General features: G+C 41.2%; 18 protein-coding genes. 14 read left to right on the forward strand and 4 right to left on the reverse strand.

Features of this window, described 5'->3' with window-relative positions:
- The first annotated feature begins 111 nt into the window (after nt 1-111).
- The 5 genes from edd to EXT43_RS13085 all read left to right on the forward strand — a co-directional run bounded on the left by edd (nt 112) and on the right by EXT43_RS13085 (nt 5514).
- A complete protein-coding gene (edd, locus tag EXT43_RS13065) occupies nt 112-1962 on the forward strand; it encodes a phosphogluconate dehydratase (protein ID WP_062564509.1) in 1851 nt (616 codons plus the stop codon).
- Between the two features lie 34 nt (nt 1963-1996).
- The gene (locus EXT43_RS13070; RefSeq protein WP_054551439.1) at nt 1997-2617 is read left to right on the forward strand and encodes a bifunctional 4-hydroxy-2-oxoglutarate aldolase/2-dehydro-3-deoxy-phosphogluconate aldolase; all 621 of its coding nucleotides are present in this window, start codon (nt 1997-1999) and stop codon (nt 2615-2617) included.
- Nucleotides 2618-2635: 18 nt separating this feature from the next.
- Nucleotides 2636-3640, forward strand: coding sequence for a type I glyceraldehyde-3-phosphate dehydrogenase (gene gap / locus EXT43_RS13075; RefSeq protein ID WP_054551438.1), 1005 nt, complete (start codon nt 2636-2638; stop codon nt 3638-3640).
- 125 nt (nt 3641-3765) lie between these two features.
- Nucleotides 3766-4209: a hypothetical protein gene (locus EXT43_RS13080; RefSeq protein ID WP_062564507.1), complete on the forward strand. Its 444-nt coding sequence runs from the start codon at nt 3766-3768 to the stop codon at nt 4207-4209.
- 183 nt (nt 4210-4392) lie between these two features.
- On the forward strand, nt 4393-5514 hold the full coding sequence (locus EXT43_RS13085; RefSeq protein ID WP_130167159.1) for a sterol desaturase family protein: 1122 nt from the start codon (nt 4393-4395) through the stop codon (nt 5512-5514).
- 35 nt (nt 5515-5549) lie between these two features.
- Here EXT43_RS13085 and EXT43_RS13090 read toward each other — a convergent pair whose 3' ends face one another.
- The 3 genes from EXT43_RS13090 to EXT43_RS13100 form a co-directional block, all read right to left on the reverse strand.
- Entirely contained in the window at nt 5550-6824 is a 1275-nt protein-coding gene (locus tag EXT43_RS13090) for a protein kinase (protein WP_130167160.1), read from the reverse strand.
- 53 nt (nt 6825-6877) lie between these two features.
- Nucleotides 6878-7591 carry a YebC/PmpR family DNA-binding transcriptional regulator gene (locus EXT43_RS13095; RefSeq protein WP_062564505.1) on the reverse strand — a complete coding sequence of 238 codons (714 nt, stop codon included), beginning with the start codon at nt 7589-7591 and terminating at the stop codon, nt 6878-6880.
- Nucleotides 7592-7665: 74 nt separating this feature from the next.
- Complete coding sequence (locus EXT43_RS13100) at nt 7666-9447, reverse strand: ABC transporter ATP-binding protein/permease (protein WP_240701503.1); 1782 nt, start codon at nt 9445-9447, stop codon at nt 7666-7668.
- Between the two features lie 171 nt (nt 9448-9618).
- On the opposite strand from EXT43_RS13100, the gene EXT43_RS13105 reads away from it, so the two are divergent.
- The 9 genes from EXT43_RS13105 to EXT43_RS13145 all read left to right on the forward strand — a co-directional run bounded on the left by EXT43_RS13105 (nt 9619) and on the right by EXT43_RS13145 (nt 18320).
- Nucleotides 9619-10665, forward strand: a complete 1047-nt coding sequence (locus EXT43_RS13105) for an NAD(P)-dependent alcohol dehydrogenase (RefSeq protein WP_130167161.1) — start codon at nt 9619-9621, stop codon at nt 10663-10665.
- 197 nt (nt 10666-10862) lie between these two features.
- Nucleotides 10863-11234, forward strand: coding sequence for a hypothetical protein (locus tag EXT43_RS13110; protein WP_130167162.1), 372 nt, complete (start codon nt 10863-10865; stop codon nt 11232-11234).
- Between the two features lie 74 nt (nt 11235-11308).
- Nucleotides 11309-13120 (forward strand): protein translocase subunit SecD, encoded by a 1812-nt coding sequence (gene secD, locus EXT43_RS13115; RefSeq protein ID WP_130167163.1) that lies wholly within the window; start codon nt 11309-11311, stop codon nt 13118-13120.
- Nucleotides 13117-14037, forward strand: a complete 921-nt coding sequence (secF, locus tag EXT43_RS13120; protein ID WP_130167164.1) for a protein translocase subunit SecF — start codon at nt 13117-13119, stop codon at nt 14035-14037. Before secD ends, secF begins: the two co-directional genes overlap by 4 nt.
- Before the next feature lie 76 nt (nt 14038-14113).
- Nucleotides 14114-14590 (forward strand): transcription elongation factor GreAB, encoded by a 477-nt coding sequence (locus EXT43_RS13125; RefSeq protein ID WP_062564500.1) that lies wholly within the window; start codon nt 14114-14116, stop codon nt 14588-14590.
- 240 nt (nt 14591-14830) lie between these two features.
- Nucleotides 14831-16225: a RimK family protein gene (locus EXT43_RS13130; RefSeq protein ID WP_063529163.1), complete on the forward strand. Its 1395-nt coding sequence runs from the start codon at nt 14831-14833 to the stop codon at nt 16223-16225.
- The gene (locus tag EXT43_RS13135) at nt 16225-17328 is read left to right on the forward strand and encodes a GNAT family N-acetyltransferase/peptidase C39 family protein (RefSeq protein ID WP_130167165.1); all 1104 of its coding nucleotides are present in this window, start codon (nt 16225-16227) and stop codon (nt 17326-17328) included. The genes EXT43_RS13130 and EXT43_RS13135 overlap by 1 nt, the downstream gene beginning before the upstream one ends.
- Before the next feature lie 30 nt (nt 17329-17358).
- Nucleotides 17359-17853: an MgtC/SapB family protein gene (locus EXT43_RS13140; RefSeq protein ID WP_054551426.1), complete on the forward strand. Its 495-nt coding sequence runs from the start codon at nt 17359-17361 to the stop codon at nt 17851-17853.
- A gap of 26 nt (nt 17854-17879) precedes the next feature.
- The gene (locus EXT43_RS13145; RefSeq protein WP_130167166.1) at nt 17880-18320 is read left to right on the forward strand and encodes a GNAT family N-acetyltransferase; all 441 of its coding nucleotides are present in this window, start codon (nt 17880-17882) and stop codon (nt 18318-18320) included.
- 10 nt (nt 18321-18330) lie between these two features.
- On the opposite strand, the gene EXT43_RS13150 is transcribed toward EXT43_RS13145, so the two are convergent.
- The gene (locus EXT43_RS13150) at nt 18331-19542 is read right to left on the reverse strand and encodes an ATP-binding protein (protein ID WP_130167167.1); all 1212 of its coding nucleotides are present in this window, start codon (nt 19540-19542) and stop codon (nt 18331-18333) included.
- Nucleotides 19543-19630 lie beyond the last annotated feature (88 nt).

Raw genomic sequence — 19630 nt, forward strand, 5'->3', positions numbered from 1 at the left:
CAGCGTACCTTTGAACGGGTAAATCAAAGTTGCTCAGTACAATTATTTTCGTGGAGTCTGTAATTGTTACTGAGCCTTTATCCTCTAACTATAGAGATGAGTCGAATTTATATGTTGCATCCTCGTATCCAAGAAGTCACCGAACGCGTTATCGAACGCAGTAAAGAGACCCGCCAAGCTTATTTAGAGCGAATCGCGCACGCAAAAAAACAAACAAGAGTTCGTGCTGGTTTAGGCTGTGGTAATATTGCACACGTTATGGCTGCTTGTAGCAGCGATGACAAAGCTCGCTTAAAATCAGACGAGCAACCAAATCTAGCTATCATCAACGCTTATAACGACATGCTTTCTGCGCATGTTCCTTACAAAGACTATCCAGAAATCATCAAAAGCCTTGCCACTAAGTTTGATGCTACAGCACAGGTTGCTGGTGGTGTACCTGCTATGTGTGACGGTGTTACACAAGGCCGTGATGGCATGGAGCTTTCATTGTTCTCGCGTGACGTGATTGCAATGTCTACTGCGGTATCTTTATCGCATGACGTGTTCGACGGTGTTTTTTGTTTAGGTGTGTGTGACAAGATTGTCCCAGGACTTTTAATTGGTGCCTTATCATTTGGTCATTTACCAACGTATTTCTTACCAGCCGGTCCAATGCAATCGGGTATCCCGAATAAAGAAAAAGCCCGTGTTCGTCAAAAATTTGCACAAGGCTTAGTAAGCCGCGAAGAGCTTTTAGAAGCAGAAAGCGCATCGTATCACAGTGCCGGCACTTGTACTTTCTACGGTACGGCAAACTCGAATCAAATGTTAATGGAAATCATGGGCCTACATTTACCAGGTAGCTCTTTCATTAACCCTTACACAGAACTACGTGATGGTTTAACAGGTCACGCTGTAGAAACTATGTTAAAGCAGTTAATCGAAACAAAAGATGCTAACTGCCTTGCAGACGTAGTAAGTGAAAAAACAATTATTAATGGTTTAGTTGGCTTGTTATCAACAGGCGGCTCAACAAACCACGCAATCCACCTAGTAGCTATCGCGAAAGCAGCGGGTGTAATCCTTACTTGGAAAGACATGGCTGACTTATCAGAAGTTGTGCCACTTCTTACACGTATTTACCCGAACGGCTCAGCAGATGTGAACCACTTCCAAGCTGCCGGCGGTATGGGCTTCTTAATGAAGCAACTACTAAGCAAAGGTTACTTACATAACGACGTGAAAACGATTGTGGGTGATGGCTTAGAAGCATACACCACAGAGCCAATGCTTGATAAAGATTCATCAGTGATCATGACTAACAGCACTGGCCCAAGCAAAGTTAAATGGGTAGCGTGTCCAGAAAAATCACACGATGAAGAAGTGTTACGTCCGATTGATAACCCGTTTAGCAAGCAGGGTGGTTTACAGCTTCTTACAGGTAACCTTGGTAAAGCTGTTATTAAAGTATCTGCAGTGGCTGAGTCACATCAAGTTGTTTCTGCGCCAGCTAAAGTATTTAGCTCTCAAGGAGAGTTACAAGAAGCGTATAGCCGTGGTGAATTAAACACAGACTTTATTGCTGTAATTAAAGAGCAAGGTCCAAAAGCGAAAGGCATGCCTGAGCTTCACAAATTAACGCCAGTAATGGCAACACTACAAGACCAAGGCTACAAAGTGGCGATTGTGACTGACGGCCGTATGTCGGGTGCATCAGGTAAAGTTCCTGCTGCAATCCACTTAGCACCAGAAGCGGTTGAAGGTGGTGTAATCGCAAAAATTCACGAAGGTGATTTAGTGACGCTTGATGCACCAGCGGGTGTATTGAAAGTACACGTAAGCGATGAAGAATTAGCAAAACGTGAACTACAACTTAGCCAACCAAGCCAAACATATGGTACAGGCCGAGAGTTATTCGCAGGTTTCAGAAATATAGTAAGTAGTGCAGACCTAGGCGCAAGTGCCTTTGGTTTAGAATAATAATACGCCGTTACTGGGCTATGAGGAACAAACAATGAGCATTGAGAAAATTTTATCATCGGCACCTGTGGTACCGGTTGTTGTTATCGAAAAACTTGAAGATGCAGCACCCCTTGCACGTGCGCTTTATAACGGTGGCTTAAAAGCACTAGAAATTACTTTACGTACGCCGATTGCGGCAGAAGCTGTAAAGCTAATGAAAGAAGCCGTACCAGAAGCATACGTTGGCACAGGCACTGTGGTTGATAAAGCAACATTTAATGCATCTGTTGAAGCCGGTGCTGACTTCATGGTTAGCCCAGGTGTAAACGACGAATTATTAGCACTGGCTAAAGACACTGATATTCCATTTTTACCAGGTGCAGCAACACCAAGTGAAGTAATGAAATTAGCAAGCCATGGCTTTAAGTTCTTAAAGTTCTTTCCTGCAGAAGCAGCAGGAGGCACAGCAATGCTGAAATCAATTGGTGGCCCTTTACCACAAGTAACTTTTTGCCCTACAGGCGGCATTAGCCTTGAAACAGCACCTAACTACCTGGCACTTAAAAACGTAATCTGTGTAGGTGGTACTTGGATGTTAGATAAACAACTTATTGAAAACAAAGACTGGCAAGCCATTGAAGCGCTTGCTCGCCAAGCAAGTGAAGTAAAATAATTAACGGGAGATATTAGAATGATTAATGTTGCAATTAATGGCTATGGACGTATCGGTCGTAACGTATTACGTGCCCTTTATGAGTCAGCTCAAAACAACGAAATCAAAATCGTTGCAATCAACGATTTAGCACCAGCAAATGTTAACGCGCATTTAACTCAATTTGACTCAGTACACGGTCAATTTTCTCAAAAAGTAACACTTGCTGAAAACACCATGCTAATTGGTAATGATGAAATTACCCTTACACAAGAGCGTGATCCAGCAAACCTTCCTTGGAAAGCACTAAACGTAGATATCGTTTTAGAATGTACTGGTTTATTCACTTCACGTGACGCAGCGGCTAAACACATTGAAGCGGGTGCTAAAAAAGTAATCGTTTCTGCGCCTGGCACGGACATGGATGCAACAGTTGTTCATGGTGTTAACAGCGAAGTATTAAACGCTGACAGCAACATCATTTCAAACGCATCGTGTACAACAAACTGTCTAGCGCCAATTGCAAAAGCAATCAACGATACTGTAGGTATCGAGCAAGGTAGCATGACAACAATTCATGCTTACACAAACGATCAAAACTTATCTGACGTTTATCACCCAGACTTATACCGTGCACGTAGCGCAACTCAGTCAATGATCCCAACGAAAACAGGTGCAGCTAAAGCGGTTGGCCTAGTACTTCCTGAACTTGCGGGTAAACTTGACGGCATGGCAGTACGTGTACCAACAATCAACGTTTCTTTAGTAGACTTAACGTTTGTTGCTAAGCGTGAAACAACTGCAGCAGAAATCAACGAAGTCGTTAAAGCAGCATCAGAAGGTGCAATGCAAGGTATTCTTGAATACAACGAACTACCACTTGTTTCTATCGACTTTAACCACAACCCTGCGTCTTCAATCTTCGATTCTACCCAAACTAAAGTAGATGGTAAGCTTGTTAAAGTGATGGCTTGGTACGATAACGAGTGGGGTTTCTCAAACCGCATGTTAGACCAAGTTAAAGCGCTAGGTCAGTTCTTATAATAGAACAGTAAAAGTTTAAGCTTTATCCAACAAAGCCACGTTAATCGTGGCTTTTTTGGTTTTTGCTGGAAATTTATTTGGATTCACATTACTTTATTGTGCGTAATTGTTTTCAAGGAAAGATAATGAAAAAAATCTTATTAACTACTTCACTCTTTGTAATGTCGTTACTGCCTAGTTATGCTTCAGCATCAGAAGAAGCTCAGCAACTTGCAGTGTGTTTAACTGATTCACTAAATGGCAAAGAGCGGAAAAATCTCGCTAAGTGGATTTATCTGGGTATGTCGACGCATAGTATAATTAAGCCTTTCGCGAACGTTACAGAGCAAGATATGGATGACACTAATCGCTATGTTGGTGCGTTAGTTACGCGTTTATTAACTGAAGACTGTCCAAAGCAAGCTAAGGCGGCGATAGAAGTCGGCGGTCAGGGAGCAATGGAAAATGCATTCGGTATTGTCGGTGAAGTTGCAATGCAAGAGTTAATGGCTGAGCCAAGTGTGGGTAATGCTTTAGGTGCATTTGATAAATACCTTGATCAAGATAAGTTTGATAAAGCATTTCAGTAATAGTTAAAGGCTTATTCTTTTATAAGCCTATTTCGTTTCATAAGGATATGGATGTTCAATAATATTAGACAGTTCTTCGCTATTAATTTGTAATTTACACATTTTCGTGATGGCTCAGCGTACATTTGTTCCTAAATTCTTCTGTGTTATGCTGCAAAAAATTGATAAATGGATTTTTATATCATGGCTCGTCTTTATCATCGGCTATTTAGGGCTGAGCAGTTTCAAGTGGGTGAAGGCAATATTAGCGGTTATATTGCTTGCTTCTTAGCGGTTTTATCCTGTTTAGGGGTGTTAGCCTTTCATTTTCCAGAGTACTTAACGACCCCAGAGCTCAGGCAAAACTACAGTGTTGAGTTTTTACGTCAGCTAATGTTTGTGGCATTAATTATTTCAGGCAGTTTAGGGTTGTTGAACTTTGTTCGTAACACTAATAAACGGCTCGGTGCAACGGCTTGGGTATTTATAGTTGTGGCAATTGCATTTGGCGGTCCAAATGTTGAAGTGGGCGACTTTAAAGATAATACGCCTTACTTGGGGCTTGATTGGTTCATTCTTGACTTACTTGGCTCCACACTGATTTTTATTCTAATTGAGAAGCTACTGCCGCACCGTAAAGAGCAAAAAATTCTCCGATCTGAGTGGCAAGGTGATTTAAATCATTTCTTTGTTAATCACTTAATTATTGGTTTTGTGTTGCTGGCAACCAATCAGTTCGTACATCACGCATTTGGCTGGGCTGTGTCTGATACAGTGCAAGGCTTTATTATTCAACTGCCATTTTTACTGCAGCTATTTTTAATCATTTTAGTGGCTGATTTAATGCAATATTTTGTGCATAGGGCTTATCATGAAGTGCCACTACTTTGGCGTTTTCATGCCGTGCATCACAGTGCAAAAGAAATGGATTGGCTTGCAGGCTCTCGTCAGCATATTTTAGAAATACTCGTGACGCGCAGCTTAGTACTCACGCCTATTTTTGTGCTCGGCTTTCCATCGGATGTTATTAGCCTCTATGTCATTATTGTTGGCTTTCAGGCCGTGTTTAACCACGCAAATGTTCGGGTGAAATTTGGATGGTTAAAGTACGTACTGGTTACGCCTCAGTTTCATCATTGGCATCATTCATCTGATAAAGCGGCCATTGACCGTAACTATGCTGCGCATTTTTCTTTTTTAGATTATCTATTTGGTACTGCTGTAAAAGGTCAAGCAGAGTGGCCCGATAAATATGGTGTGGTTGGCGATTACATGCCCGAAGGGATGTTAAAGCAACAGGTGTTTCCGTTTAAAAAGCAAAAATAAAGCCTCACTGAGGCTTTATTTATAATTAACTACACTCATAATCGCGAAACTAGCTCAGAAAAGCGAGGGCGTTTGTCTGAGTTGAATGCTAAGCACTCTTGAGCTATGTCAGCAAGCATTTTGGTAATGTCGTTTTCTTCACTCACTATAGTCAGTAAATCATCGATAAAATAACCAAGGGCACGTACTTCAATGCCTTCTAATAGCTGCTGTTGATTAGGCGTCAGCATTGATAAGTCAGTTGCAGCACCAAAGTCACCAAACAATAAGTCGCCATGTGAATTGATCATGCTGTTATGGGCATAAATGTCACCATGGCTTACTTGTTTTTGATGCAAATGTGCGAGGGTACTTGCCATTTGCTTGACAATTTTTAGTACCATTTCTGGCGCGTACTGGCAGTTGTCTTCGAATGTGTCTCGTGTACAAGTTGCAAGGGAAGGTGGCAAACCAAGATTCGTAAACTCTTTACTGATAAGCTCCATCACTAAACCGAGTTGTGACTCTTCATCGACATAGCCCAATGCTTTTATGAGATTTGGATGCTCACTGGCTTTTAAACAGCAATTTAGCTCATCAAGTGGATAGCCATCACTGGTGATCTCGCCTTTAAATAACTTAAGGGCAACAGGCTGTTGATGCCAATTGGCCAAATGAATAACCCCAGATGCGCCTTGGCCAATCTGCTTTTTAATATCGATTTCATTCAGTGCGATTTTGCTAAACTGCTCACAGTGTAAGCTAGTTGAGCGATTTAACTCGTTACCAGAGAAGGCAAGCCAAGCAAGTTTCGGTAAAGATAAAAGCCAATCTTCAACTTTTGTAAGCTTATTGGCACTTAAACGTATTAGCTCAAGCTCTTTACAATCAGCCATTGAAACTGGCAAATGAGTTAACTGGTTACCTGCCAGTGCGAGCTTTTTAAGCTTGCTGTACTCACCAAATGTATCAGGTAAAGCAGGAATTTGATTATCAGTTAAGATCAGCCATTCAATCTTCGTTGGTAAACAGTGCGCTTTAAATTCAGTAATTTGATTACCTTTAAATGCCACCATGATTAAGTTTGGGCATTGTCTTAGCACGTCTGGAATATGTTTAAACTGATTAAATGATAAAAACAGCCGTTTGAGATTTTTTAATTTGTAAAAATCGTCAGGTAAATCACTTAGCTGATTATTAGATAAATCGAGGATTTCTAACGTATCGGCTAGGGTATAAATTTCTTTTGGCAATTCAGTTAGTTCTGCAACAAGCTGAAGCCGTGTACAACCTAGTAGAGAACCGGCTTTTAACTCTTCGAGGGTATTCAATGTTGATTCCTTTGGGCTAAAAGGTAAAAGGCCAACTTGGTTGGCCTTTTTAATTAAAACTGTGCGTTGTGGTAAACGTTTTGTACGTCGTCACAGTCTTCTAGCATGGCTAAAAAGCGCTCCATGACTTCAACGTCTTCACCTTCAATGGGTGCTTCTACTTGCGGCACAAAAGCAATTAGATCTTCGAGGAAATCAGTAATTCCCATTTCTTCAAGTGCTGTACGGGTATTGTTGTACTCAGTATGTGGAGCGAATACAGTCACTTTACCGTCTTCAACTTCTACATCTGTTACATCAACATCAGCCATCATTAGTGCTTCTAAAACTGCCTCGTCATCATCACCATCAAATACAAAAATAGCGAGGTGATCAAATAAGTGTGATACTGAGTTTTGCGCACCAATTTTTGCATTCGCTTTTGTAAAACAAACACGTACGTCAGCAAAGGTACGTTTGTTGTTGTCGGTTAAACAGTCAACAATGATCATACAGTTACCCGGGCCGTAACCTTCATAGCGAGTTGCTACGTAATCTTCGCCGCCACCGCCTTTGGCTTTATCGATTGCACGCTCAATTACATGCGTAGGTACTTGGTCTTTTTTAGCACGCTCAATTAAGCGACGAAGCGCTAAGTTGCCATCGGGATCAACACCACCATTCTTAGCGCAGATATAAATTTCTTTTCCGTACTTTGAATAAACTTTGGTTTTTGCACCCGCAGTTTTTGCCATTGAGTCTTTTTTGTTTTGATAAGCTCTGCCCATCTGCGTGTTGCCTTTTTGTTATAGATAAAAATAAAGCGGTTATTCTAATCATTTAACCTACTAGTTAACAGTGTTTATTCATCGCTTTGCTGTAACTGCCACATTCGTGCGTATTCACCATTTGCTGCAAGCAATTGTTGGTGTTGACCTTGTTCAACAACCTGTCCTTGTTTCATAACAATAATTTTGTCAGCGTCAGTAACTGTTGATAAACGATGCGCAATGACTAAGCTGGTATGTCTTTGTGCGACTTCACGCATCGCGCTGAGAATGGCTTGTTCTGAATGCGAATCTAGCGCCGATGTTGCCTCATCAAATAATAAAATGGGTGAACCTTTTAAAATGGCTCTGGCAATTGCAATGCGTTGTTTTTCACCGCCTGATACTTTTAAACCGCGCTCACCAACAAGGGTTTTATCGCCTTTATCTAGGCTGGCAATAAATCCATCTAAATGGGCAAGGCTTATGGCTTTATCAATTTCATCTTCGCTTGCTGTTGGATTTCCGTAGGCGATGTTTTCGCGAATGCTGGTATTAAATAGCACGGTATCCTGCGGTACGATGGCAATTGCTTGGCGCAAACTTTCAAGTGTCACTGTGTTGATTGCTTGCTCATCGATATAAATATTACCTGCATCAACATCATAAAAACGGTAGAGCAGGCGGCTTAGAGTGCTTTTACCTGCGCCACTGGCACCCACAATCGCCACTTTGCTGCCAGAAGTAACCTCAAAGCTTAAGTTATTTAAAATTGGCCGTTGTTTGTCGTAACTAAACGACACATTTTCAAATCGAATAGCTGCTTTGGTTGCTTTTAATGGTTTTGCATCTTTGTCATCGCTAATGGCGGCTTTTCGATTTAACAGCCCGAGCATGTTTTCAAGGTCAGTCAGCGCACGGCGTATCTCACGATAAACAAAGCCTAAAAAGTTAAGCGGTAAAAATAGCTGGATCATGTAAGCATTAATCATCACAAGCTCACCTATTGTCAGCTCTTTATTGATCACTGAGCTGGCACCTAGCCACATTAGCGCTGTAATAGCTGCGGCTATAATAAGTGCTTGCCCTGAATTAAGCGCCAGTAACGATAAACGATTTTTAAGCCTTGCTTGCTCCCATTTAGCTAAAAAGCCGTCGTAGGTGCTCGCTTCATAGTGTTCATTATTGAAGTACTTAACGGTTTCGTAATTTAGTAAGCTGTCGATTGCACGGGTGTTTGAGTTGTTATCGGCAGCATTTGCTTCACGAATAAATCGGTTACGCCACTGAGTTACAATCACAGTAAAAGCAATGTAACTAGCAACCGCAATTAATGTGACCAGTGCAAACCAAGGTGAAAACAAGGTTGCAAAAATAATGGCTACTGTGATTATTTCAAATAGGGTAGGTACGATGTTAAACATTAAAAAGCGCATTAAAAAGCTGAGGCCACTTGTGCCACGTTCTATATCGCGACTGATACCACCTGTTTGTCTATCAAGGTGAAAAGCAAGCTCTAAACTATGCAAGTGTTTAAATACTTTTAAGCCAATATGGCGCATTGCGTGCTCAGTAACACGGCCAAATAACGCATCGCGTACTTCACCAAAAAATACACTGGCAAAGCGCAGCAAACCATAAGCGATGAGCAAGGCAATAGGAACGCTTAATAGCGGGTTGATACTCGCATCAACCGCGTCAATTATTTCTTTTAGTGTCCAAGGCATCAGCAATGTGGCGCCTTTTGCAGCAATAAGCGCTAAGATGGCTAATATGACTCGGCCTTTAAAGCTCATTAAATAGGGCCAGAGTGTTTTGATGCTTTGTGATAGGTTCATTGCATCAGGCGATCTCGTCACCTGTTCTTTGCGGCTCATTCCACGCATGGGGGTCTCTTAAAATCAATTTGATAAAAATAGGCAAAAGCTTTCGTGTTTTAGGCAAGTGTAATTTGTAAGTTTACCTCTATACTAAATGCAGTATACACCAGTGCTTTAACAAATTAGTTAAATGCATGAGTTAAACACGAAGAAAATTAAGGAGTAAGCATGAAAACCGTCGGTTATGCAGCACATGATTCTGAAAAACCATTAGAGCCGTATCATTTTGAACGCCGTGCACTTCGTGATGAAGATGTATCAATTGAAATTCTATATTGTGGCGTGTGCCATTCAGACCTACACACCGCAGAAAACGACTGGGGCTGGACTCAGTACCCAGTGGTACCAGGCCATGAAATCGTTGGTCGCGTCCTTGAAGTAGGCAGCGGCGTTACTAAATATAAAGTGGGCGATAATGTTGCTGTGGGTTGTATGGTTGATAGCTGTTTAAGCTGTGACCAGTGTCATAACGGTGAAGAGCAGTTTTGTCGCGAAGGTATGGTAGGAACTTACTCAGGACAAGACCGCATTAGTGGTGAACTCACTCAAGGTGGTTATTCAAAACACATTGTGGTGCGTGAAGAGTTTGTACTAAGTGTGCCTGAAGGCTTAGACCTTGCTAAATGTGCACCAATTTTATGTGCGGGTATCACAACCTATTCGCCACTACGTACGTGGAATGTGGGTCCAGGCAGCCGTGTTGGTGTGATTGGTTTAGGTGGTTTAGGCCACATGGCAATTAAAATCGCAGCAGCAATGGGTGCACATGTTACGGCAATCAGCCGCAGTGATAAGAAAAAACAACAGGTTTTATCTTATGGCGCAAAAGATTTATTGGTATCGAGCGATGAAGATGCCATGCAAGCGCATGCAAATCAATTTGATGTGATCATTAATACCATTCCGGTAAAACACGACTTTACGCCGTATATTCCGCTTTTAGATATTGATGGTACGCAAGTATTGGTTGGTCAAGTAGGTGAACTTGAAGAGACTAACTCAGTGCCATTATTAATGGGGCGTCGCCGTGTTGCAGGCTCATTGATTGGCGGTATTACACAAACTCAAGAAATCCTCGATTTCTGTGCGTTACATAATATTTTACCTGAAGTTGAAATGATCAAAATGGATCAAATTAATGACGCTTTTGATAAATTAAAGCAAGGTGATATGGCCTCACGCTTTGTTATCGATATGTCATCATTAGAAGTTTAACAAAGTTAAATGACTAAGCGGGCCTAATTAGGCCCGCTTTATTTTAGGTACTTTTATTTAAGTAAAACCTTGTGTTTTATTTTTTTACCCTCATTATATCCACGGTATCTACTTAATTTATTGGTCAGTTCTTGTTACGGTTTTTCTCAGTCATTATCTTGCTATTTACTGTGTTCTTTAGTGCACAGAGCATGGCTATGCCTGACACTCACTCACACTTTGCTGCGACTAAATTGTTCCAAGTCGAGCTGACTAAAACCCCAGTTATTTCTCAAACTCATACAGTTGAACATCCTAAACCGGTAGAACCATCGGGGTTTGATACCCTTGTGCCGCGTTTAACTGTCAGTAATTCATCATTGTTTCTTTATCATAGTCAGGTTGATCCTGATTACGAGCTATTGATTGAATTCTTTGCTGAAGATTGGGGAAAAGAGCACTTTTTAGCGCCGCCAGGTGCTGTACGTGTGATCCCATGGTTTGCGTTAGCCACTCAACGTAAATCCCGCATTAGTGGCTGGAAAGACGCTAATCTCTTGTACAAAGCCAATACGACCTACCATAGCTAAACGACTTCCTTCGTTACTTTTTATTTTTTGGAATTAAATTTTTACCGGCTGACAATGCCGGAAGGAAGTCATGTATGTCACATAAATCTAAGCCGGCGCTATGGCGTCGTCTAAAAATGAGTTATGTCGCTATGATAGCGGCGTGTATTTTATTAGCGGTTAGCGCACTACCTAACCTTTACCCTAACAAATCTTGGTTGCACATTAGCTTGCCAGATCAAACTGTGACGCTGCAAAGTGTGACAACGTCACTAAACCAACATGGTTTTGAAGTGACTGAAGCCAATGATAGCCAAGCACAACTGGCTATTTTATTAGCTGAGCCGACTCAAAGTGCTAATGCGTTGAGTTTTATAAAAACGCAATACCCACAGCTAGAGGCTAAAATTGTTGAGCATGCGACAAGCCCACAATGGCTTCAGCAGCTGGGTCTTTCACCGATTAAATTGGGACTCGACTTAAATGGTGGGGTGTTATTTGTGCTTGATGTTGACCTAGATAAAGCAATGCAAGAGCACTTAAACAGTGTGTATCAACAAACTAAATTGACGCTTCGTAAAGACAAAATTCGTGGGATCCGGGCAAGTGAAGTAAAAGAAGGGGTTGAACTACAAATTTTACCAAGTGGCGAGGAGCAACTTGCAGGGCTCGTCTCAACGTTACAAGGTCAATTCAAAGGCCTGATGGAAACTAAATCAACAACCAATAACCTAACCACGGTATTACTGCATTTTAATGAGCAAAGCCAAAACGAATTCAATAAACAAGTTATGGCGCAAAGCCTAACAACCCTGCGTGGTCGCATTGAAGAGCTTGGTATCACTGAGGCGGTAACGCAACGACAAGGTAAGCAGCGCATTCGCATTGAGTTACCTGGTGTGCAGGACCCATCAGAAGCGAAACGTATTATTGGTGCAACTGCGACCCTCGATTTTTATCAGGTCGTCGAAGTCGGTGGTAAAGCGTTTAATGTACAAGGCGGTGGCGTTGTAAATTTAAATCCTGTTGCGATTTTTTCAGGTGATCACATTAATAATGCCAGTGTTGGCAAAGATGAATGGGGCAAGCCTTTAGTTCAGCTTAGTTTAGATTCGCAAGGTGGCGATGCGATGTCTGCTTTTTCGAAACACAACATAGGTAAACCAATGGCCACGGTTTATTCTGAATACTCGCGGGATGCGAATGGCGACGTTGTGAAAAAAAGCGAAGTGATCAATGTGGCAAACATTGCCCAGCTTTTAAGTTCCCGTTTTAGCATTACTAATATGAAAAGCCCGCAAGCAGCCTACGATTTAGCGCTTTTACTACGTGCAGGGTCGCTCACAGCACCAGTGACCATTGTTCAAGAGCAAACCTTAGGCCCAAGCTTAGGCAGTGAAAACATTGAGCATGGCTTAGCTGCGTTAATGCTGGGTATCGGTATTACCCTTGCATTTATGGCACTTTGGTATCGTCGCTTAGGGCTGATTGCCAATATTGCTTTGCTACTAAATTTAACTGCTTTAGTTGGTTTAATGTCGTTATTGCCGGGTGTTGTACTGACCTTACCGGGCATTGCAGGTCTTGTTCTGACGATAGGGATGGCTGTTGATACCAATGTGATTATCTTTGAGCGAATAAAAGAAGAGAAACGCAAAGGCAGGCCTACATATCAAGCGATTGAACAAGGCTATAACCAAGCATTTACGACCATTTTTGATGCCAATGTGACTACGATGATCACGGCAATTATTTTATACGCCATTGGTTATGGGCCGGTGAAAGGCTTTGCAATCACGTTAGCGCTTGGGCTATTAACCAGTGTCTTTACTGGCGTTTATATTTCAAAAGCGCTTAGCCAAACACTCTACATTAAACTAACTAATTTGACGGGGGCTAAAGCATGAGCTGGTCAACATTAACTACAGCGAGTAAAGCACGCGTTTTAGGGCTAGTGCTAAGCTGTGTTTTAGTCATCGCGAGCCTAGGTGTTTTATCTGTAAAAGGACTAAATTTTGGCCTTGATTTTACAGGTGGCTACATCAGTGAAATTAACACAACGTCAGTCACGACAATTGCTGATTTAAAGGCAAAGTTAAGCCCCGAGGTTGCAAGCAAATTAACCATCACTAAAGCGGGTGAGTATCACTTTGTTTTAAGAGAAGCGCCAGAGGCTAGCAAAGCCAGTACTTGGCAAGCAGAGCTGAATGAGCAAGGTGTAGACTATAGCGTATTATCTAGCTCATTTTTAGGCTCACAAGTGGGTGATGAGCTTTTTGAACAGGGCTGTTTAGCTTTATTTGCGGCGCTGATTGCCATTATGGTTTATCTTGCAGTGCGCTTTGAATGGCGACTCGCGGTAGGCTCAGTGGTTGCACTGTTACATGATTTAACTTTAGTGCTGGGCTTGTTTTCCTTACTTGGGCTTGAGTTTAATTTAACTGTGCTGGCGAGTTTACTGGCTATTATTGGCTATTCATTAAATGACTCAATTATTGTTGGCGATAGAGTCAGAGAGCTTTTACGTATTCAGCCAGACAATCAACGCATTAATACCCATGTTGTGATTAACGATGCAATTGGTTCTACCTTAACACGAACGTTGATCACCTCAGGCACAACACTTGCGACCATTGCCTGTATTTGGTTGCTTGCTGGTGCTGCATTAACGGGCTTTGCCATTGCGTTATTTGCAGGCATTGTGGTGGGAACCTTCTCATCGATTTGTATCGCCGCTACCTTGCCGCAGTTATTGGGGTTAAGTTCAGAAAATTACACCCAAACACTGGATGATAAAACCAAAGCCTATATGGATATGCCGTAAGTCAGTTTTATAACTTACTTTCATCAGCCGCTATTTTTCCATAGAATAGCGGCTTTTCTGTTTTAACTGCTTTGATATGAATAAAACACACGTAATTGAACATTTACGCTTTGCGCTAGAGGCACAACTGCAAAACGCCAAAGCAGCGGCAAAAGCGGCTCATGACGCTGCAACTCACGAAGAAAGTGTCGCTGAAACTCAATACGATACCTTGGGTTTAGAGGCTGCATACTTAGCGCAAGGGCAAGCTGAGCGAGTTAATGAGTGCTACCGTGACATACAAGCATTCAATACAGTGTTTAAAGAGAGCGAGTTTAATAAGGTTCGTGAAGGTGCATTAGTGTGTCTTATCGATGAGCAAGATAACGCAAAGTGGTTTTTTATGGGCCCTAGTGCTGGTGGCCTAATGGTCACCGTAAAAGAGCAACCGATTTATGTTGTAACCCGAGAAGCACCGTTAGGTAAGCAATTGATTGGAAAGAGCCTTGATGATGAAGTTGAACTCTCTATTGCTGGCAATAAACAGTTGTACAGCATAGATCAGTTAATTTAATTAATGGTATTTTTAATCAGTAAATTTAATCTTCAAGTAAAAAATATCTCGTTGGTCACAAAGCAAAAAAACCTCTATAAATCACATCAAGCTTAATGCTTATACCAATACGCTAAATTACACAATTATTGTGTATTGGTATTTCAAGCACCCATCTAGTTAAGTGAAGTTTAGCCTCATGCGTTCACTTAATTGGTTGGGTGTTTTTCATTTTATCTATGGCTTAATTTAGGAAAAGTCGTGTTTAAAACCTTGATTGTGGTTGATAACAATGAGCAACGTATTGCTCAAAATTTCGAAAATGTCATTACCTTTGACACCTACTTACGTGATTACCCAAAACATAATGAGCCAAAAACACGCATTTTAAACTTGTGTGATACAGGGCAGTATTTAAGTAAAGGTTATTATTGTTCTTTGCTTGCTGAAGCAAGAAAGCACCAGGTATTACCAAGTGTAAAAACAATTAATGCGCTACGTAGCGATGAGCACAGCACGCGTCATAAAGCGCTTGCTGGTGGCACTGTATTTTTTGGTCACACAGATAAAGAGCAGCAAAGTAAAGCAACCAAAGCGTTATTCTCGCAATATCCTGCGCCTATTTTGGTGTGTGATGAGCAAGGTGTTGTAAAACAAGGCACAATTGCATCATTAGATGACACTGGCTTTACAGAGTTTGTAAAACAACTCAGCAGCTTTACAGAGTCAGTGTGGCGTATTCACGATAAAAAACGTCGTTATCGTTGGGATATGGCTATATTGGTTGATCACCAAGAAAAAGTGCCGCCAAGTGATAAAGATGCCATTGCTAAATTTATAAAAGCAGCCGCTAAGCACGGTATTTATGCTCAAGCACTGACATTTGATGAAATTACCAATATTGCACAATTTGATGCGTTGTTTATTCGTCAAACCACAGCCATCGACCATCCAACATATCGTTTAGCGAGTAAAGCGCAAAGCTTAGGGTTAGTGGTCATAGATGATGCAGAGTCGATACTGCGCTGTTGTAATAAAGTGTATTTGCACGATGCCTTTAATTATCAAAAAGTTCCGAGTTTAAAAACTCACGTTGTGGCTGATACAAGTGAAGAGACAATTGAAAGTTTAGAAGCAAACTTCAGCTACCCACTGGTATTAAAAATGCCAGAAGGCTCTTTCTCAAAAGGCGTATTTAAAGTTACTAATCGTGATGAGTTAGTTGCTAAGTTAACAGAGCTGTTTGAGTTCAGTGCACTGGTGCTTGCACAAGAGTACATGTACACAGAATACGACTGGCGTGTCGGGGTGTTAAATGGCCGTGCAATTTATGCGTGTCGTTATTTAATGGCCCGTAATCACTGGCAAATTTACAACCATGATGCAAAACGTTTCTTCTCAGGTGGTTTTGAGACTTTGCCAACTTTTGAGCTACCTAAAGTGGTACTTGATGCAGCATTAAAAGCCTGTAAAACGGTGGGTAAAGGTTTGTATGGTGTTGATGTTAAAGAGCATCAAGGTAAAGCATACGTGTTAGAAGTGAATGACAACCCAAGTATCGACCATAAAGTCGAAGATGCCTATTTAGGTGATGAGCTTTATATGATCATTATGGATGAGTTTAAACAACGCCTAGAAGCACGAGGCCGCGGTTAATGAACGCATCTGTTTGTCAAATCCGCTTTGCACAGGCCACGGATTTGACGGCTCTTGTCACCCTTGAAGAGCAAAGCTTCACCCAAGATAGATTAAGTAGCCGTAGTTTAAAACGCTGGATCAGCGCAAGCCACGGCTTATTGATGGTGGCTGAGGTAGATAATAAATTGGTTGGTTATGGTTTAGTGTGGTGTCACAAAGGGACGCGGCTTGCTCGGTTATATTCACTGGCGGTTTTGCAATCTCAGCAAGGCAAAGGGATTGCTTCAAAGTTACTACTTGCGCTTGAAAATGAAACGGCTAAACGGGGCCGTTTATACATGCGTTTAGAAGTTGCGGTAAACAACCAATCAGCAATTCGTTTATATGAAAAACTGGGTTACCAGGTGTTTGGTCATTACAGTGATTATTATGATGACCATAGTGATGCCCATCGAATGCAAAAAAACATTCGTCGTAATATCGAATTTAATGCCGATAAACACACGCCTTGGTACCAGCAAACAACCGAATTTACCTGTGGTCCCGCGGCGTTATTAATGGCAATGTCATCATTGAATGATACCGCAATGAGCCAACTCAAAGAGCTGGATATATGGCGTGAAGCCACGACTATCTTCATGACTTCAGGGCATGGTGGTTGCCACCCTCTAGGGTTAGCACTTGCTGCAATGAAACGTGGTTTTAAAGCCGATGTAGTTTTAAATACCCGTGATACCTTGTTTATTGACGGGGTAAGAAGTGAAAAGAAAAAAGCCATTTTGCATACCGTACACAATCAGTTTGTAGCCGAAGCGATAGCTGCAAAATTGCCAGTACGCTATCAAGAATTAACCTTGGCTACCATTGAAGATTGGCTTGTTGAGGGTAAAGCGGTGGTGTTATTGATCAGCACTTATCGGTTTGATGGTAAAAAGTCACCGCACTGGGTGTGTGTAACGCATATTGATGAGCATTGCTTGTACGTGCATGACCCGTTTTGTGAAAACGAAAAGCAATTGGCGATTGATTGTCAGCATGTGCCAATAGCTAAAGCCGATTTTAACAAAATGGCGAGTTTTGGTTCATCAAGACTCAGCACTGCGATGGCCTTTTATTTATAATTTTGATTGTTAGTTTGATTTGGAAGTGCAGTGACACTGAGTAGTTTATTTGATATTGCCCCTTATTCTTGGTCAGCAATAGGTAGCGCCGCTTTTTGCGGCGCAATTATTGGTATGGAGCGTCAATTACGCGGTAAACCTGTGGGCATTCGTACGTCAGCGCTCATTGTGCTAGGGACTTATTTGTTTCTATCAACAGCGTTTATGTTGCATGGGGAAGATATTGATCATTCACGTGTAGTTGGCCAGATCATTACTGGTATCGGCTTTTTAGGTGCAGGGGTGATGCTTGCAAAAGATGGCGCGGTTGTTGGTGTAACATCCGCTGCGACAATTTGGGTGTTAGCATCAATTGGTGTTGTTATTGCTACTGATAATTTACTAGCTGCAATAAAACTATCGGTGCTGGTGGTGGGTATTTTATATGGCGTAGATGTTCTTGAAGCAAAATTTAAGAGTTTAGGGCGCGGTGTACATGCCCGTGTAAAACGCTATTCAAAGTTGTATTATCGAAAAGAAAAGTGAAATTAGATATCAGGTTAGAGTGAGTCATGGAGCCTTGTTACACGGTAAAGCCAGCTAGTTTAGACGATTTGTTACTTGTCGATAGTCAAATCCCTGAGTTTGATGGCCGAAATACCCTTAGTAAATTACAAGCAAAGTGTGCAGATATTGAGCACCTAGCTTTAGTGGCTTATATCGATAATGAGCCTGTGGCCTACAAACTGGGTTATGCGTTCGATTCAAACACCTTCTATAGTTGGCTTGGCGCGGTTGCGCCAGAATGTAGAGGGAAGGGCATTGCGCAGGCTTTATTAAACGCGCAAGAAGCATGGGTTAAAGCTAACAATTACCGAACCATTAAGGTTAAGTCGATGAACCGTTTTCCTGCAATGCTGAATATGCTTATCAAAAATGGCTATGTCATAACAGGCTATGAAGACAGAGGCAGCCCACAAACTAGTAAGATTTTATTTACGAAAGACATTTAAACTTATTAGCTTACTTAGGCAAGCTAATTAAAAAGTGGGCGCCTACATCACTTTCTTGTACGCAAATATCGCCTTGCAGTTGTTGGCTAACTATTTTCTTCGCTATGCTGAGGCCAAGCCCTATACCTGATTGGTTGTTTTTACCTTTATAAAATGGGGTGAAAATTGAGCTTAATTCAGTGCTACTGATACCGGTGCCGTTATCGGTGTAGTGAATTTTTAACACCTCATCAAAATCAAAAATATCAATCTCTATTAGAGGGTCTGCAATATTGTTGAATGCATGCTCAATTGAGTTTTGCAATAAAATGAACAGCACTTGCTTGAGTAAGTCTATATCAACTTCAAATTGGTTATGAGGGTTTTGATAATTAATATCTAATTTGATACCGCGATGTTTTATTTGCTCTTCTAAGTGCTTATACAATGACTCAGAGAGTTGCTCTAACGTCATGATTGTTTTGCTTGATTGCGACTTGGTATAAAGCAAATCTTGTAAAATACGTATCTTATAAGCACATGAAGTTAAGTTTCTGTCTAGTAGTTCATTGGTATTTATCAATGTCTCTAAAGTATTTTGCAGTGCTTGTTGGCTAAGTCGTTTTTTTATAAGTCTGGTTTGTGTTTCTTTGACAGCAAGTTGTGTAACATCTACTGCGGTAATACAGTTACCGAGTGGTGTGTTGAGCTCGTGGGCTATCCCTCTAATTAAAGTGGCTAGTTCAGCAAATTGTTGTTGTTCGAACGCTTGTTTTTGCTGATGCAATAATTTCAGTTGGGTTTCGAAGCTTTGCTTAATGGTTTCGAGTAGCTTTATCACGGGCTCGTTGTATTCATGGGGTTTGCTATCAAGGATACAGATTGTGCCAAATGGGGTGGTGTCTCCTGCACATATTGGTAAACCTAAATAAGAAATCATATTAAGCTTGATATCTGGGTTTTCTTTCCAGTCCTCATCAATAAGTGCGTTGGGAATATTCAGTAAGTTTTGTGTTTTTACGACATGCTCACAATAAAGGCCTGAATCTTCTAACTCTTCACTGTCACCAATTTCATAAGGATTATCTTGGTTATTGTTTTTTGAAAACACACTAATAATATTGTTTTCTACTTTCATTACTAAGGCGACGGGCACATCAGCAAAAAGGGCTAAAACTTCGAGGGTTTTATTCCAACTTTGCACTAATTCATCATAATCAAGCTGATACATTTTTAGACTCAAACAAATACCTATACAACTAACTAAAAGCTTAGTAATAATTTTTAATTCAGCAACTTAAATATGATTAATCTGACCTTTGCTTAGAACA

It is taken from the genome of Pseudoalteromonas sp. CO109Y, assembly GCF_004208935.1.
GTDB lineage: Bacteria > Pseudomonadota > Gammaproteobacteria > Enterobacterales > Alteromonadaceae > Pseudoalteromonas > Pseudoalteromonas shioyasakiensis.

Coding starts and splice junctions, on each gene's coding strand:
- secD (WP_130167163.1), top strand. CDS start 11,309: ATGTCACATAAATCTAAGCCGGCGCTATGGCGTCGTCTAAAAATGAGT.
- gap (WP_054551438.1), top strand. CDS start 2,636: ATGATTAATGTTGCAATTAATGGCTATGGACGTATCGGTCGTAACGTA.
- secF (WP_130167164.1), top strand. CDS start 13,117: ATGAGCTGGTCAACATTAACTACAGCGAGTAAAGCACGCGTTTTAGGG.
- edd (WP_062564509.1), top strand. CDS start 112: ATGTTGCATCCTCGTATCCAAGAAGTCACCGAACGCGTTATCGAACGC.
- EXT43_RS13085 (WP_130167159.1), top strand. CDS start 4,393: ATGGCTCGTCTTTATCATCGGCTATTTAGGGCTGAGCAGTTTCAAGTG.
- EXT43_RS13070 (WP_054551439.1), top strand. CDS start 1,997: ATGAGCATTGAGAAAATTTTATCATCGGCACCTGTGGTACCGGTTGTT.
- EXT43_RS13125 (WP_062564500.1), top strand. CDS start 14,114: ATGAATAAAACACACGTAATTGAACATTTACGCTTTGCGCTAGAGGCA.
- EXT43_RS13105 (WP_130167161.1), top strand. CDS start 9,619: ATGAAAACCGTCGGTTATGCAGCACATGATTCTGAAAAACCATTAGAG.
- EXT43_RS13135 (WP_130167165.1), top strand. CDS start 16,225: ATGAACGCATCTGTTTGTCAAATCCGCTTTGCACAGGCCACGGATTTG.
- EXT43_RS13080 (WP_062564507.1), top strand. CDS start 3,766: ATGAAAAAAATCTTATTAACTACTTCACTCTTTGTAATGTCGTTACTG.
- EXT43_RS13110 (WP_130167162.1), top strand. CDS start 10,863: ATGCCTGACACTCACTCACACTTTGCTGCGACTAAATTGTTCCAAGTC.
- EXT43_RS13100 (WP_240701503.1), bottom strand. CDS start 9,447: ATGAGCCGCAAAGAACAGGTGACGAGATCGCCTGATGCAATGAACCTA.
- EXT43_RS13095 (WP_062564505.1), bottom strand. CDS start 7,591: ATGGGCAGAGCTTATCAAAACAAAAAAGACTCAATGGCAAAAACTGCG.
- EXT43_RS13145 (WP_130167166.1), top strand. CDS start 17,880: ATGGAGCCTTGTTACACGGTAAAGCCAGCTAGTTTAGACGATTTGTTA.